This is a genomic window from Paraburkholderia ginsengiterrae (genome assembly GCF_001645125.1).
GTDB classification, from domain to species: domain Bacteria; phylum Pseudomonadota; class Gammaproteobacteria; order Burkholderiales; family Burkholderiaceae; genus Paraburkholderia; species Paraburkholderia ginsengiterrae.
The window spans coordinates 11,986-24,551 of the sequence record NZ_LXKA01000243.1 but is presented as its reverse complement, the minus strand read 5'-3'; the positions used below and the strand labels follow the sequence as shown (position 1 = coordinate 24,551).

The 12,566-nt window shown below is 63.0% G+C and carries 15 protein-coding genes and 1 pseudogene; 5 read left to right on the top strand and 11 right to left on the bottom strand.

The window, feature by feature from the left end; all coding sequences use genetic code 11:
- Window positions 1-28 precede the first annotated feature (28 nt).
- Window positions 29-229 (bottom strand): annotated as a pseudogene (locus tag A6V37_RS18950) (ribonuclease E/G); the annotation flags it as partial.
- A 266-nt stretch (window positions 230-495) separates the two neighbouring features.
- On the opposite strand from A6V37_RS18950, the gene A6V37_RS18945 reads away from it, so the two are divergent.
- From A6V37_RS18945 to A6V37_RS18935, 3 genes are read left to right on the top strand one after another with little or no spacing between them, the layout of a single operon-like run.
- The gene (locus tag A6V37_RS18945; RefSeq protein WP_064272143.1) at window positions 496-810 is read left to right on the top strand and encodes a hypothetical protein; all 315 of its coding nucleotides are present in this window, start codon (window positions 496-498) and stop codon (window positions 808-810) included.
- 10 nt (window positions 811-820) lie between these two features.
- Window positions 821-1,198, top strand: a complete 378-nt coding sequence (locus A6V37_RS18940; protein WP_064272142.1) for a hypothetical protein — start codon at window positions 821-823, stop codon at window positions 1,196-1,198.
- Window positions 1,195-1,389 (top strand): hypothetical protein, encoded by a 195-nt coding sequence (locus A6V37_RS18935; protein ID WP_064272141.1) that lies wholly within the window; start codon window positions 1,195-1,197, stop codon window positions 1,387-1,389. The genes A6V37_RS18940 and A6V37_RS18935 overlap by 4 nt, the downstream gene beginning before the upstream one ends.
- 153 nt (window positions 1,390-1,542) lie before the next feature.
- Here the strand turns inward: A6V37_RS18935 and A6V37_RS42410 are convergent, their stop codons facing one another.
- Window positions 1,543-2,124, bottom strand: a complete 582-nt coding sequence (locus A6V37_RS42410) for a hypothetical protein (protein ID WP_242665982.1) — start codon at window positions 2,122-2,124, stop codon at window positions 1,543-1,545.
- Between the two features lie 619 nt (window positions 2,125-2,743).
- On the opposite strand from A6V37_RS42410, the gene A6V37_RS40820 reads away from it, so the two are divergent.
- On the top strand, window positions 2,744-2,881 hold the full coding sequence (locus tag A6V37_RS40820) for a hypothetical protein (protein WP_157447889.1): 138 nt from the start codon (window positions 2,744-2,746) through the stop codon (window positions 2,879-2,881).
- Between the two features lie 137 nt (window positions 2,882-3,018).
- On the opposite strand, the gene rng is transcribed toward A6V37_RS40820, so the two are convergent.
- The 9 genes from rng to upp all read right to left on the bottom strand — a co-directional run bounded on the left by rng (window position 3,019) and on the right by upp (window position 11,551).
- Window positions 3,019-4,488 (bottom strand): ribonuclease G, encoded by a 1,470-nt coding sequence (rng, locus tag A6V37_RS18920; protein ID WP_064272140.1) that lies wholly within the window; start codon window positions 4,486-4,488, stop codon window positions 3,019-3,021.
- Window positions 4,489-4,497: 9 nt separating this feature from the next.
- Window positions 4,498-5,127: a Maf family protein gene (locus A6V37_RS18915; protein ID WP_064286209.1), complete on the bottom strand. Its 630-nt coding sequence runs from the start codon at window positions 5,125-5,127 to the stop codon at window positions 4,498-4,500.
- Between the two features lie 127 nt (window positions 5,128-5,254).
- Window positions 5,255-5,725, bottom strand: coding sequence for a 23S rRNA (pseudouridine(1915)-N(3))-methyltransferase RlmH (gene rlmH / locus A6V37_RS18910; protein ID WP_064272138.1), 471 nt, complete (start codon window positions 5,723-5,725; stop codon window positions 5,255-5,257).
- Window positions 5,726-5,783: 58 nt separating this feature from the next.
- Window positions 5,784-6,242: a ribosome silencing factor gene (gene rsfS / locus A6V37_RS18905; RefSeq protein ID WP_064272137.1), complete on the bottom strand. Its 459-nt coding sequence runs from the start codon at window positions 6,240-6,242 to the stop codon at window positions 5,784-5,786.
- Window positions 6,243-6,245: 3 nt separating this feature from the next.
- On the bottom strand, window positions 6,246-6,962 hold the full coding sequence (locus A6V37_RS18900; protein WP_064272136.1) for a nicotinate-nucleotide adenylyltransferase: 717 nt from the start codon (window positions 6,960-6,962) through the stop codon (window positions 6,246-6,248).
- A 49-nt stretch (window positions 6,963-7,011) separates the two neighbouring features.
- Window positions 7,012-7,935: an oxygen-dependent coproporphyrinogen oxidase gene (gene hemF, locus A6V37_RS18895; protein WP_064272135.1), complete on the bottom strand. Its 924-nt coding sequence runs from the start codon at window positions 7,933-7,935 to the stop codon at window positions 7,012-7,014.
- 203 nt (window positions 7,936-8,138) lie between these two features.
- The gene (gene purD, locus A6V37_RS18890) at window positions 8,139-9,437 is read right to left on the bottom strand and encodes a phosphoribosylamine--glycine ligase (RefSeq protein WP_064272134.1); all 1,299 of its coding nucleotides are present in this window, start codon (window positions 9,435-9,437) and stop codon (window positions 8,139-8,141) included.
- 227 nt (window positions 9,438-9,664) lie between these two features.
- Window positions 9,665-10,393: a YebC/PmpR family DNA-binding transcriptional regulator gene (locus A6V37_RS18885; RefSeq protein WP_064272133.1), complete on the bottom strand. Its 729-nt coding sequence runs from the start codon at window positions 10,391-10,393 to the stop codon at window positions 9,665-9,667.
- A 507-nt stretch (window positions 10,394-10,900) separates the two neighbouring features.
- Window positions 10,901-11,551, bottom strand: a complete 651-nt coding sequence (gene upp, locus A6V37_RS18880) for a uracil phosphoribosyltransferase (RefSeq protein ID WP_064272132.1) — start codon at window positions 11,549-11,551, stop codon at window positions 10,901-10,903.
- 215 nt (window positions 11,552-11,766) lie between these two features.
- Between upp and A6V37_RS18875 the strand changes: the two genes are divergently transcribed.
- On the top strand, window positions 11,767-12,546 hold the full coding sequence (locus A6V37_RS18875; protein ID WP_064272131.1) for an SDR family oxidoreductase: 780 nt from the start codon (window positions 11,767-11,769) through the stop codon (window positions 12,544-12,546).
- The last annotated feature ends 20 nt before the right edge of the window (window positions 12,547-12,566 follow it).

Here is a 12,566-nt window from a genome sequence, read left to right as displayed (position 1 = left end):
TGTCCGCCGAGGCCGGCCTTCGCGGGGACTACATCAGCACAATATCGTACTGCTCCTGACTTAGATTCGACTCCACCTGCAACGACACCGGCTTGCCGATGAAATCGATCAGCATCGCCAGATGCTGCGACTCTTCCTCAAGAAACAGATCGATCACCTGCTGCGACGCCACCACGCGAAACTCGCGCGGATTGAATTTCCGCGACTCGCGCAGAATCTCGCGCAGCACCTGATCGCGATGCTCGCTTTGGGCATTTGCACTCCGGGCGAGGTCTCAATGCCGTCCAGATCACATCCAGTGGGATGGTCATAAGCCTTGCGGCGGAGTGCAGTCAATGAGGAGCAAAGGGGCTCGTTCTTCTGGGCAATGCGCGCCGCTTCTTGACGATGTTTTGCAGATCCTCCGGGCTTGCGTGCTAGGTATCCACACCTCAAATCGACGTGGAGGAAGGGTGTGTATGGAGATAGTCATACAGATATGGCCCGGAGCGCGCCGTGTCATATAACGGACTGACGGTCCCGCTCGACTATGGCACGTGGTGTTGCGAGCTGGTGCCCGCTAGCGACTACGAAGGTACCGGTGGTGGCCGGCTTCCCTTCCTGAGTGCCGGCGAACGCAGGCAACTCGAGGAGGATTGCCGCGCCTTCGACCTGTACTTCCGACCCAACTACGACTTCCGGCGAACGATCACCACCGATATCGATTTCGATCACGTGCACAACGGATTGCAGCCGCACGCTCACAATTGGACCAACGGTGTCCGTGACGGTGGAGACGACGTTGTACCCTTTAGCCCTTGGAATCCCTAACGAGCTAGCGATGGAAACTCTCAAGAAATTCGAATCATTTCACGACTGGTATCTGATGGGCATCTCCGCAGACATGAAAGCCGGGGTCGTTGAATTGGCATTAATGTTCGACGACGGGAAGGCACGTGCCCGCGTGCGCTTCAAAGGTGCATCTCGCTGTCATATGAATGATTTCTTGATTCAGAACATCATTTATGACGCAAAGATTCTTACCGACTACAGCGCCAGTGAATACAAGCGCGCGCTCGATTCGCTTGAAACGTCGTACTTTGGAAAGGAAAACCACCAACCAAAGCCAATCGCGGTTTTCGCCGCAACGCTTGGTGCGGAGTTACTCGTCGAATTCGAGACGGTCGACGTAGTTTCAGGCTCCACGGAATTGCCGTGAAAAAACTAGATCAGCGCATGGTCGGGCAACTTGGCTGTTTCGTTCAGACGTATGCCCGCAAGGCGCATGCCGGCTACGATCCCAACGACCGACGATACGACAAGCAAATGGAGGAGGCGATGCAAAGATTGCGGCCGGTAGATTTCTCGGATTTGTTGTCAGGCGACGGCGAACTGGATGCTGCAGATTGAAGCCAGAGTCGAGCGCATCTCCAACCACCTGGGTATGACGATCGAGGCGTCGATGAGGAGGACATGCTCATGCGTTCCGCCATGGCCTTACGGAGATATCTGAACCGCGTCAGAAAGCGCGGCCCCTGCGCAGGCCGCCTTGTGTGGCACTTCTCAGTGTTTAACCGCCCTCAGCACGACACCATCCCACTCGAACAGGACGCGGTGTTCGTCCATCCGGTACACCGCTGTGCAGTTCGAGCTGTCCAGTAGTGCCGTGTTGGCCGGTAGTCCAGTGTCCTCGAGATTGATGCCGAAATCATCTTTCAGCCGCGATGCGGTATCGACCATAGCGATGCCGACCTTATGCGGCTTGCAGCGCTCACGATCGAACTCGATGCCGCCGGCCGAAATGCTCAGCACCTTACCTAACAGCTTCTTTGCTTCTGGTATTCCGCCCGAGGTATTGCCATAGCCGACAACATCGGTAACGGTCCACTTCCCTTGAAAGTCATCAATGGAGGGGGTGGTAGCCTGCGCAGTGCTCAGGGACGCGAATAAACAGAGGGCAACGCCCGTACAAAGTCTACGCACAGTTAGTGTCCTCCCTGCCGGAACGGGGCGGTTTCGCGCTGTCGCCTGTTCCGGAAGCACGGTGCGCTGCAACTCTTCCTGCGTGCAGGGGCCGAGGTGCGCGAGCGTACCGATACCCCAGGTGCAGTTGCCGTTGACCGGGGCGTCGTTGTAGTAATGCATCACAACACCCTCATTAAAACGGAGAGCGGCGTAGCCCGCCGCACTTATCCGCATATTCTCGTTAGGCAGGTGTTACCTCCACTTCGGTCGGCCGCCAAACCGGCCGGCGTCAAATATTGACACAAGAGAGGGGAGAGCACATGGACACCTATTGGTTTGGATAGGTTGCTTGCCGCTTTACACAGGTTGTGAAGACTACACATCCAGTGGGATGGACATACGGCTTGCGGCGGAGTGCAGTCAATGAGGAAAAAAGGGGCTCGTTCTTTCTGGGCAATGCGCGCCGCTTCTTGACGATGTTTTGCGGATCATCCGGGCTTGCGTGCTAGGTATACGCGTCTCAAACGACGCGGAGGAAAGCTGCATATGGAGACTCTCATACAGATGTGGTCCGGAGCGCGCCATGTCGTATGACGGACTGACGGTCCCGCTTGACCATGGCACGTGGTGTTGCGAACTCGTCCCCGCTAGCGATTGCCGCGGTGCTGATGGCGGCTGGACATGGTAAAAATTTGAAGTTCATCCCACCAAACCCATCAGATAGCCGCGCGCCACGAGGTTCTCGCCAACGCGGTATAGTGGTAAAAAAACGTGCTGGGGGTTCCTCTAGGGGAACAAGATGGCAGCGGTGTTTTACTACTTGAGCGCTGCGTTTGTCGGCGGCGGCTTGGGGACAAGCGGGATTATCGGTCAGTTCTTTCTTTGGAGCGCGGCCATCCTGCTCACCGCTTCATTCGCGTTCAAGGAAGGCGACTGATGGAGGCATCGTGAGCAAAGTCACGAGCCGGATCCATGAGGATGCTCTGGGAGCGGGCGCGCCCTCAATAGGTAGCCAGAAGCTAAATTGAGGCGTGGTGGTTGCGCGAAATCCTTTGTGGATAAGGATTTGCGGATTTACATCAGCACAATATCGTACTGCTCCTGACTCAGATTCGACTCCACCTGCAACGACACCGGTTTGCCGATGAAATCGATCAGCATCGCCAGATGCTGCGACTCTTCCTCAAGAAACAGATCGATCACCTGCTGCGACGCCACCACGCGAAACTCGCGCGGATTGAATTGCCGCGACTCGCGCAGAATCTCGCGCAGCACGTCATAGCACACCGTGCGCGCCGTTTTGACTTGGCCCTTGCCCTGGCAAACCGGGCAGGGCTCGCACAGCACATGCGCGAGGGATTCGCGCGTGCGCTTACGTGTCATTTCCACGAGGCCAAGCTGTGAGAAACCATTCACGGTCACGCGCGTGCGGTCGCGCGACAGCGCCTTCTTCAACTCGCCCAGCACCTGATCGCGATGCTCGCCATTTTCCATATCGATGAAGTCGATGATGATCACGCCGCCCAGATTGCGCAGCCGCAGTTGCCGGGCAATGGTGTGCGCGGCTTCGAGATTGGTCTTGAAAATCGTATCGTCGAAATTGCGCGCGCCGACATAGCCGCCGGTGTTCACGTCGATGGTGGTCATCGCTTCGGTCTGGTCGATCACCAGATACCCGCCCGACTTCAAATCCACCCGGCGCGACAACGCGCGCTGAATTTCCGTCTCGATGTTGTACAGATCGTAGAGCGGCCGCTCGCCCGTGTAGTGGTGCAGCTTCGACGAAACCGCAGGCGTGAACTCGGCGGCGAAGTCGGCCAGCATCTGATACGTCTCGCGCGAATCGACCTGAATGCGCGATGTTTCGTCGTTGACGAAATCGCGCAGCACACGTTGCGCGAGATTCAGATCCTGGTAAAGCAGGCTCGTCGGCGGCATGCGCTGTGCTTGCGACAGAATCGTGGCCCACGTCTTGCGTAAATAGGCGACGTCGCCGGCCAGCTCTTCGCTGGTCGCGTCTTCGGCAATGGTGCGGACAATGTAGCCGCCTTTTTCGTCGCTGGGCAGCACGGCGGTCAGACGCGCGCGCACGGCTTCGCGCTCGGCTTCGCTCTCGATCTTCTGCGAGATGCCGATGTGCGGTTCCTGCGGCAGATACACCAGCGTGCGCCCGGCGATGCTCACTTGCGTGGACAGGCGCGCGCCCTTGGTGCCGATCGGATCCTTCACGACCTGCACCATGAGTGTCTGTCCCTCGAAGACGATTTTTTCGATGGGCTGATGCGGTGCCTGATGCTGCGGTTCGCCGGCAATGCGCGGGTGCCAGATGTCGGCCACATGAAGAAACGCGGCGCGTTCGAGACCGATATCGATAAAGGCGGACTGCATGCCCGGCAACACGCGCACGACCTTGCCGAGATAGACGTTGCCGACACGGCCCCGCGACAGTGTTCGTTCGACGTGAAGTTCCTGGACGGCGCCTTGCTGGACGAGCGCGACGCGCGTTTCCTGCGGCGTGACATTGATCAGGATTTCTTCATTCATGGTGTTATTTTAGAAGTCGATGCGTGCTGCGCGCAGGAGGGCAGCAGATTCAAAAAGCGGCAAACCCATGATACCTGAATAGGACCCGTCGATATGCTCGATAAACTCCGCGGCGCGTCCCTGCACACCATACGCGCCCGCTTTGCCGAGCGGTTCCCCGCTCGCCGCATAGCGACGGATCGCGTCTGCGTGCAGCGCAGCAAAACGCACCTTCGAGACGGACAGCGCGGCCGGCAGCAAGCGGCCCTCGGCATCGACCACCGCCACGGCGGTCAGCACTTCGTGGTCCCGGCCGGCGAGGCGGGTGACCATGGCGACGGCGTCGTCGGCGTCGACCGGCTTGCCGAGAATCGCGTCGTCGATTGTGACGGTTGTATCCGCAACCAGAATCGGCCGCTCGGCATGGCCGCCGGCCACGAGGCGCGCACGGGCGGCTTGCGCCTTGGCGACGCACACGCGCTGTACATAGTCGTGCGCGCGCTCGCCGGGCAACTCGGCTTCGAGCGCTTCGGCGTCTTCGTCGGGGCGCGGCAGCAGGAGTTCGAAGCGCACGCCAAGCTGTTGCAGCAATTCCTGGCGGCGTGGACTTTGCGAGGCGAGGTAGACGAACGGATGCAGTGAAGCGGCGGGCGTGGACATGAACGGGTCTCGATGAAGCGAAGTGCGTGTCGGGTGCATGAGCGGCGCATGAGCGGTGCATGAGCGCACGACGCATGGCTAACAAGACACCGCTAGAAACACGCGACCCGTGCGCCGCCTCGCTCGCTCACACGCGATGATAGGGGTGATTTTGCGTGATGGTCCACGCGCGGTAAAGCTGTTCGGCAAGCAGCACGCGGACCATCGCGTGCGGCAGTGTCAGGCTGGAGACGCGCAGCAGCATATCGGCGCGCCCTTTCAGCTCGGGATCGAGCCCGTCGGCGCCGCCAATCAGAAACGCCACGTCGCGGCCGTCCTGCTGCCAGCCGGGCAGGGCGCCGGCGAGCTGCATGGTGGTCCAGTCCTTGCCGCGTTCGTCGAGCGCCACGATGCGCGCGTTCTTCGGCAACGCGGCTTCGATCTTCACCCGCTCGGCCGCCATCACGCTTTCCGCAGGCCGCCCCGACGAACGCTGCTCGGGCTTGATTTCACGCAACTCGATGCGCAGCTCGGGCGGCATGCGCTTCGCGTACTCGTCGAAGCCGGTGGCGATCCAGTCCGGCATCTTGTGGCCGACGGCGAGGATATGCAGTTTCATGACCGATAAAAACGCAGAAGCAAGCGTGGACTGTGACGGCGAGCCGGTCCGAGGCCGCTCACTTGCGGCGCGTAGCCGTCTTGCGAGCGGGCTTCTTCACGGCCGGCGCTGCTTCGTCTTCGTCCTCATCCTCATCGGGCTCGCTCGAGCGCGCGCCGCCGAACGGATCGGGCGTGGACAGCTTGATGCGCACCGGCTTGTCGCCCCAGATTTCCTCGAGGTTGTAGTACTGGCGCAGGGCCGGTTGCAGGATGTGCACGATGGCGTCGCCGCAATCGACCAGCACCCATTCGCCGATGTCCTCGCCCTCGGTGCTGACGATGTCGCCGCCTGCTTCCTTGACGCCCTCGCGCACGCTCGATGCGAGCGCCTTGGTTTGCCGGTTCGAGGTGCCGCTCGCGACGATCACGCGATCGAACAGCGCGGTCAGGTGGCTGGTGTTGAACACCTTGATGTCTTGCGCTTTGACGTCTTCGAGAGCGTCGACGATCACGCGTTGCAGTTTGCGAATATCCATGGGTTACCGGTGGTACAGATGATGTTGAAGAATATAGTCCCACACCGCGGTGGGGACATGGCTCGCCGCCTGGCCTTGCTGTTCGCCGCCCGCGAGGGCGAGCCGCCGGTTCACCTGTTCACGCAGATGCGCGCGAATGTCGGTGGCCGAGACGTTGAACGCAAGCGTCGTATCGATCAGCAAGTGGCCGCAGGGCGTGGCTTGCAGAACGTCGGCGCGGGCACGGCGCGCGTCGATTTCTTGTGCGACCGCCGGCGGAATCGACCCGAGGTCGAAGCCGGGCCGGGTGGCCGCGCAGATGTGGGCAAACTCGAACAGGCGCCGCCAGTCGCGCCATGTGTCGAGATGCACCAGTTGGTCCGCGCCGATCAGGAGCGCAATCGAGGCGTCCTGACCTTCGCGTTCACGCCAGCGTTGCAGCGTGTCGATCGTGTAAGTCGGGCCGTCGTGATCGATTTCGTCGGTCGCGACCCGCACGCTCGCACCCGGCAACACCAACTCGCCCGCGGCCGCGCGCGTCATCGCGAGGCGATGCACGGCCGGCGACACGTCCGCTTTTTGCCACGGCTGGCCGGCCGGCAGCAGCACGAGTTCGGTCAGATGCAGCACCTGGGCGAAACGCCGTGCGAGCGCGAGGTGGCCGTCGTGGATCGGATCGAACGTGCCGCCGAGCAGTCCGATCCGGCGGGGCAGGGCGACAGGTTGAGCGTTTGGCTTCAGGTGAGGATCCTTTGTCGTGACGATGCGGGGACTGAGCGGGCGCGGCCCGTCACACCCACTCGCGCGGCACGAGAAAATCGCTGTAAAGACGCGCTTCCGGCGTGCCTGGTTCGGGCTGCCAGTTATAGCGCCAGTTCGCCACCGGCGGCATCGACATCAGGATCGACTCCGTGCGTCCGCCGCTTTGCAGCCCGAACAGTGTGCCACGGTCGAAGACCAGATTGAACTCGACGTAGCGCCCGCGCCGGTATGCCTGGAAATCGCGCTCGGCTTCGCCGTACGGAATGTTGCGGCGCTTTTCGATGATCGGCAGGTACGCTTTGAGGAACGCATCGCCGACGCTTTTCGCCATTGCGAACGATTGAGCGAAGCCCGGCGCGGAAAAATCGTCGAAGAAAATCCCGCCGATGCCGCGCGGCTCGTTGCGGTGCTTGAGGAAGAAATACTCGTCGCACCAGCGCTTGAAACTCGGGTAGAGGTCCGCGCCGTAAGGCTGCAGCGCGTCGCGGCAGGTGCGATGGAAATGCTGCGCGTCTTCCTCGTAGCCGTAGTACGGCGTCAGATCCATGCCGCCGCCGAACCAGAACACCGGCTCTTCGCCGGCCTTGGTTGCGATCAGCAGGCGCACGTTCATATGCACGGTCGGGCAGTGCGGATTGTGCGGGTGCAGCACGAGCGACACGCCCATCGCCTCGAAACCGCGGCCTGCCAGTTGCGGACGCGCCGCGCTCGCCGAGCCAGGCAAGGTGTCGCCCGCGACGTCCGAAAAACCGATGCCGGCGCGCTCGAAGAACTTGCCGCCTTCGAGAATCCGCGTGCAGCCGCCGCCGCGCAGCTTTTCGCCGGGCGCGCGCTGCCACGCGTCGGTGGCGAACGGCGTGCCGTCGAATTCGCCGAGCGTGTCCGCGATATGCGTTTGCAGGCCTTGCAACCAGCTGCGCACGGCCTGTGCGTCGTAGCTCGAATCGGTCATGAGTGCAGATGCTGAGGGCGGCACGTATATCGTGCCGCGGGTTCTTCGTGAAGGGCGGTGGGCGGGCCCGCCGTGTGGCGCCGGGAGCGAGCGGTTTGCCGCGAAATCCTGCTCGAGCGCCGCCGCAAAAGCCGCCACAAGTGGTGCCACCGCCCGCAGTGTAGCGCCGTTGGCGCCGCACGCGAGCGAGTGGGAGCGGTGGCTTAGTGCTTGCCGTCGGTCTTGACGTCGTGCTTGCGGTTCAGCGCACGGTAGCCGATGTCGCGGCGGTACTGCATGCCGTCGAACGAGATCTGATTGATCGTTTCATAGACGACCGACTGCGCGCTGCGCACGGAATCCGCCAGACCGACCACGCACAGCACGCGGCCGCCCGAGGTGGTCAGCTTGCCGTCCGCGAGCGTGGTGCCGGCGTGGAATGTGACCGAATCCGTGGTTTCGGCGGGGATGTCGCTGATACGGTCGCCCTTGCGCGGCGTGTCCGGATAGTTGTGCGCGGCGAGCACCACGCCGAGCGCGGTACGGCGGTCCCATTCCAGTTCGACCGTGTCGAGCGTGCCGGCGATGGCCTGCTCGACCACCTTCGAATAGTCGCCCTTCAGACGCGCCATGATCGGCTGCGTTTCGGGGTCGCCCATGCGGCAGTTGAATTCGAGCGTTTTCGGATTGCCTTGCGCGTCGATCATCAGGCCGGCGTACAGGAAGCCGGTGTAGCGGATGCCTTCTTTCTCCATGCCACGCACGGTCGGCAGGATGATTTCGCGCATCACGCGGGCATGCAGTTGCGGCGTGACGATCGGCGCGGGCGAGTAGGCGCCCATGCCGCCGGTGTTCGGGCCCTGGTCGGCGTCGAGCAGGCGCTTGTGGTCCTGGCTCGACGCGAGCGCCAGCACATGCTTGCCGTCGACCATCACGATGAAGCTGGCTTCTTCGCCGGCGAGGAATTCTTCGATCACGACACGCGCGCCGGCATCGCCCAGCTTGTTGTCCGACAGCATCATGTCGACCGCGGCGTGCGCTTCTTCCAGCGTTTGCGCGACCACCACGCCCTTGCCGGCGGCAAGGCCGTCGGCCTTGATGACGATCGGCGCGCCCTTGGCGTCCAGATACGCGTGCGCGGCGGCGACGTCGGCGAAGGTTTCGTACTCGGCGGTCGGAATCGCGTGGCGCTTCATGAACGCCTTGGCAAAGTCTTTCGAGCTTTCGAGCTGGGCGGCTTCCCGGCTCGGTCCGAAAATCTTCAGACCGCGCGAGCGGAACAGATTGACGATGCCGGCCGCGAGCGGACCTTCCGGCCCGACCAGCGTGAAGGCGATCTGCTCCTGTTCGACAAAATCGGCGAGCGCGGCCGGATCGGTAATGTCGATGTTGCGCAGACGCTCGTCCTGAGCGGTGCCCCCGTTGCCTGGCGCGACGTAGACGAGCTGAACCCGCGGCGATTGCGCGAGCTTCCATGCGAGCGCATGTTCGCGACCGCCGGAACCGACGACGAGTAACTTCATGTGAATCCCCGAGACTTAAAAACCATGAACGGCTGGCGCCAGGCGCTCAGCCGTGAAATAACTGCGCGGATCGCTCCGGGTCCGCAGCCAGGTGGCGGCGCGGGCACAGTGCGAACCGGGGTGGACGCGACGCGGAAGACACACGACGCCCGCTCAGCAGCAACGCGAGGGCCGGCCGGCAGCGTGGCGCGGATGGAACCCGCGCGCCACGCGCTGCCGGGGCACGCTCATTCGTCGGCGATCGCGGCGTTCGTATAGACTTCCTGCACGTCGTCCAGATTTTCCAGCGCGTCGAGCAGCTTCTGCATTTTCACGGCGTCCTCGCCGGTGAACTCGACTTCCGTCTGAGGTTTCATCGTCACCTCGGCCAATTCGGCCTTGAAGCCCGCCGTTTCGAGCGCGGTCTTCACCTTCGGGAAATCGTTCGGCGGGCACAGCACCTCGATACTGCCGTCTTCATTCGTGACGACGTCGTCGGCGCCGGCTTCGAGCGCGGCTTCCATCAGCTTGTCTTCAGCTGTGCCGGGCGCGAACAGGAACTGGCCGACGTGATCGAACATGAACGACACCGAGCCGTCCGTGCCCATGTTGCCGCCGTTCTTCGAAAACGCGTGACGCACTTCCGCCACCGTACGCGTGCGGTTGTCGGTCATGGTGTCGACGATCACCGCCGCGCCGCCGATGCCGTAGCCTTCGTAGCGGATTTCTTCGTAGCTTGCGCCGTCCACGCCGCCCACGCCACGCTGGATCGCGCGGTTGACGTTATCTTTCGGCATGTTGGCGTCGTACGCCTTTTCGACGGCGAGCCGCAGGCGCGGGTTCGAGTCGATGTCGCCGCCGCCCATGCGCGCCGCAACCTGAATTTCCTTGATGAGCCGCGTCCAGACCTTGCCGCGCTTGGCGTCGGCCGCTGCTTTCTTATGCTTGATGTTGGCCCATTTCGAATGACCCGCCATACCTTTCTCCATCGCGCGCGCCGGTTCGGCGCACGCATAGTGCAATTGTCGTTGCGATGCCGGGCGCTTGCGCGTGTGATTGCGAGCGCGCGCCTCGATGTCAAACCGCCCGGTGCCCCGGTGCTTAATCTGCCAGCTTGATCTGCCAGGTTAACCTGCCAGGTTAACCTGCCAGGCGAGCCAGCCAGATAAACCACCCGGTTCAAACCGTCTCGAGCCTGCTCACGCCTGAACGAACCCGGCCGGGCCCCGCTAGCGGGACCGCCGGTCTGCAGCGCGGTTGGGGCAAGGTGGTGCGGCGAGACCCTGCGGGGAAGCCGCACCGGCCTGCCGGGCCTTGCAAAAGGCGCGGTGCGAGAGGCGCAGGGCAGTTGAGCCGCTCTTGGAGCGGATTCGAATTTTATCACGCCGCGGGGGTGCGGCAGAGGGCGGAGTCGCCGGAAATCGTGCGAAAACTGCGCGGCGGCGGGGTTTTACTCGCGCCGTCACGCGGTTTTCAGGTGGCTTTCAGTTTTTCGTGCCGAACAGGCGGTCGCCGGCATCGCCGAGACCCGGGACGATGTACGCGTGCTCGTTCAGATGCGAATCGAGCGAGGCGACGTACAGCTTGACGTCCGGATGCGCGTCCTGGAACACCTGCACGCCTTCCGGCGCCGCGACCAGCGCGAGGAACAGGATGTTCTCGGCGGGCACGTTGCGGCGCTTGAGCACGTCGACCGCGTGCACGGCCGAGTAGCCGGTCGCGACCATCGGATCGCACAGAATGAAGATGCGGTCCTCGAGGTCCGGCAGGCGCACCAGATATTCGACCGGACGGTGGTCTTCCGCGCGATACACGCCGATGTGGCCCACGCGCGCCGACGGCACCAGCTCCAGCAGGCCGTCTGACATGCCGATGCCGGCCCGCAGCACCGGTACGATGGCCAGCTTCTTGCCGGCGATCACCGGCGCGTCGATGTCGACGAGCGGGGTGGAGAGGCGGCGCGTGGTCATGGGCAGATTGCGGGTGATTTCGTAGCCCATCAGCAGCGTGATTTCACGCAGCAGTTCGCGGAACGTGCGAGTCGACGTATCCCGGTCGCGCATATGCGACAGCTTGTGCTGGATCAGCGGGTGATCGAGGATGAAAAGATTGGGGAAACGGCTGTCCTGAGTCATGGCGGGGGCGCACGCGGCGGCAAGAGGGATCGGTTCGGCGCGCCCGCGCACCGGAAACCGGCTGGCTCGGCGGACGCGCCACGCCGCAAGTTTACCGAAAGAGTGCCGCCCTTAGATACCGGAGATTGCAACGGCCCGGCGCAGTCCGGCACCGATTCTTCTAGAATCGGGGAAACTTTGCCTTCAGAGCGCACCACCTAGCGAGGAGAACGCACATGGACTTGGGTATCGCCGGACGTACCGCGCTGGTTTGCGCGGCCAGCAAGGGACTGGGGCGCGGCTGCGCGGAAGCGCTCGCCGCCGAGGGTGTCAACCTGACGATCGTCGCGCGCACCGCCGAGACGCTGGAGGCGACCGCGGCGGAGATCCGCCGGCAAAGCGGCGTGCAGGTGAAAACGGTGGCGTGCGATATCACCACGCCGGAAGGCCGCGCCGCGGCGCTCGCCGCCTGTCCGCAGCCGGACATCCTGGTCAACAACGCGGGCGGCCCGCCGCCGGGCGACTTTCGCAATTTCACGCATGAGGACTGGATCCGCGCGCTCGAGAGCAACATGCTCACGCCGATCGAACTGATCCGCGCGACCATCGACTCGATGAGCGCGCGTGGCTACGGGCGCATCGTCAACATCACGAGTTCGGCGGTGAAGGCGCCGATCGACGTGCTCGGCTTGTCGAACGGCGCGCGTTCGGGGCTGACGGGCTTCGTCGCGGGCCTCGCGCGCAAGGTGGCGCCCACCGGCGTGACCATCAACAATCTGCTGCCTGGCCTGTTCGACACCGACCGCATCGCGGTCACGTTCGAGGCGCAGGCCAAGTCGCAGAGCATTTCCATCGACGATGCGCGCAAGCAGCGCATGAAGACCATCCCCGCCGGCCGCTTCGGCACCAGCGACGAATTCGGCCGTGCCTGTGCGTTCCTGTGCAGCGTGCATGCCGGCTACATCACCGGGCAGAACTGGCTGATCGACGGCGGCGCTTATCCCGGCACCTTTTGAACGGGCGCGTTCTGCCGTTC

What these genes read in the sequence shown, in the direction of transcription:
- A6V37_RS18940 (WP_064272142.1), top strand. Translation starts at nt 821, where the DNA reads ATGGAAACTCTCAAGAAATTCGAATCATTTCACGACTGGTATCTGATG.
- upp (WP_064272132.1), bottom strand. Translation starts at nt 11,551, where the DNA reads ATGACTCAGGACAGCCGTTTCCCCAATCTTTTCATCCTCGATCACCCG.
- A6V37_RS40820 (WP_157447889.1), top strand. Translation starts at nt 2,744, where the DNA reads ATGGCAGCGGTGTTTTACTACTTGAGCGCTGCGTTTGTCGGCGGCGGC.
- rng (WP_064272140.1), bottom strand. Translation starts at nt 4,488, where the DNA reads ATGAATGAAGAAATCCTGATCAATGTCACGCCGCAGGAAACGCGCGTC.
- A6V37_RS18875 (WP_064272131.1), top strand. Translation starts at nt 11,767, where the DNA reads ATGGACTTGGGTATCGCCGGACGTACCGCGCTGGTTTGCGCGGCCAGC.
- A6V37_RS18915 (WP_064286209.1), bottom strand. Translation starts at nt 5,127, where the DNA reads ATGTCCACGCCCGCCGCTTCACTGCATCCGTTCGTCTACCTCGCCTCG.
- A6V37_RS18885 (WP_064272133.1), bottom strand. Translation starts at nt 10,393, where the DNA reads ATGGCGGGTCATTCGAAATGGGCCAACATCAAGCATAAGAAAGCAGCG.
- rsfS (WP_064272137.1), bottom strand. Translation starts at nt 6,242, where the DNA reads ATGGATATTCGCAAACTGCAACGCGTGATCGTCGACGCTCTCGAAGAC.
- purD (WP_064272134.1), bottom strand. Translation starts at nt 9,437, where the DNA reads ATGAAGTTACTCGTCGTCGGTTCCGGCGGTCGCGAACATGCGCTCGCA.
- A6V37_RS42410 (WP_242665982.1), bottom strand. Translation starts at nt 2,124, where the DNA reads ATGCATTACTACAACGACGCCCCGGTCAACGGCAACTGCACCTGGGGT.
- hemF (WP_064272135.1), bottom strand. Translation starts at nt 7,935, where the DNA reads ATGACCGATTCGAGCTACGACGCACAGGCCGTGCGCAGCTGGTTGCAA.
- rlmH (WP_064272138.1), bottom strand. Translation starts at nt 5,725, where the DNA reads ATGAAACTGCATATCCTCGCCGTCGGCCACAAGATGCCGGACTGGATC.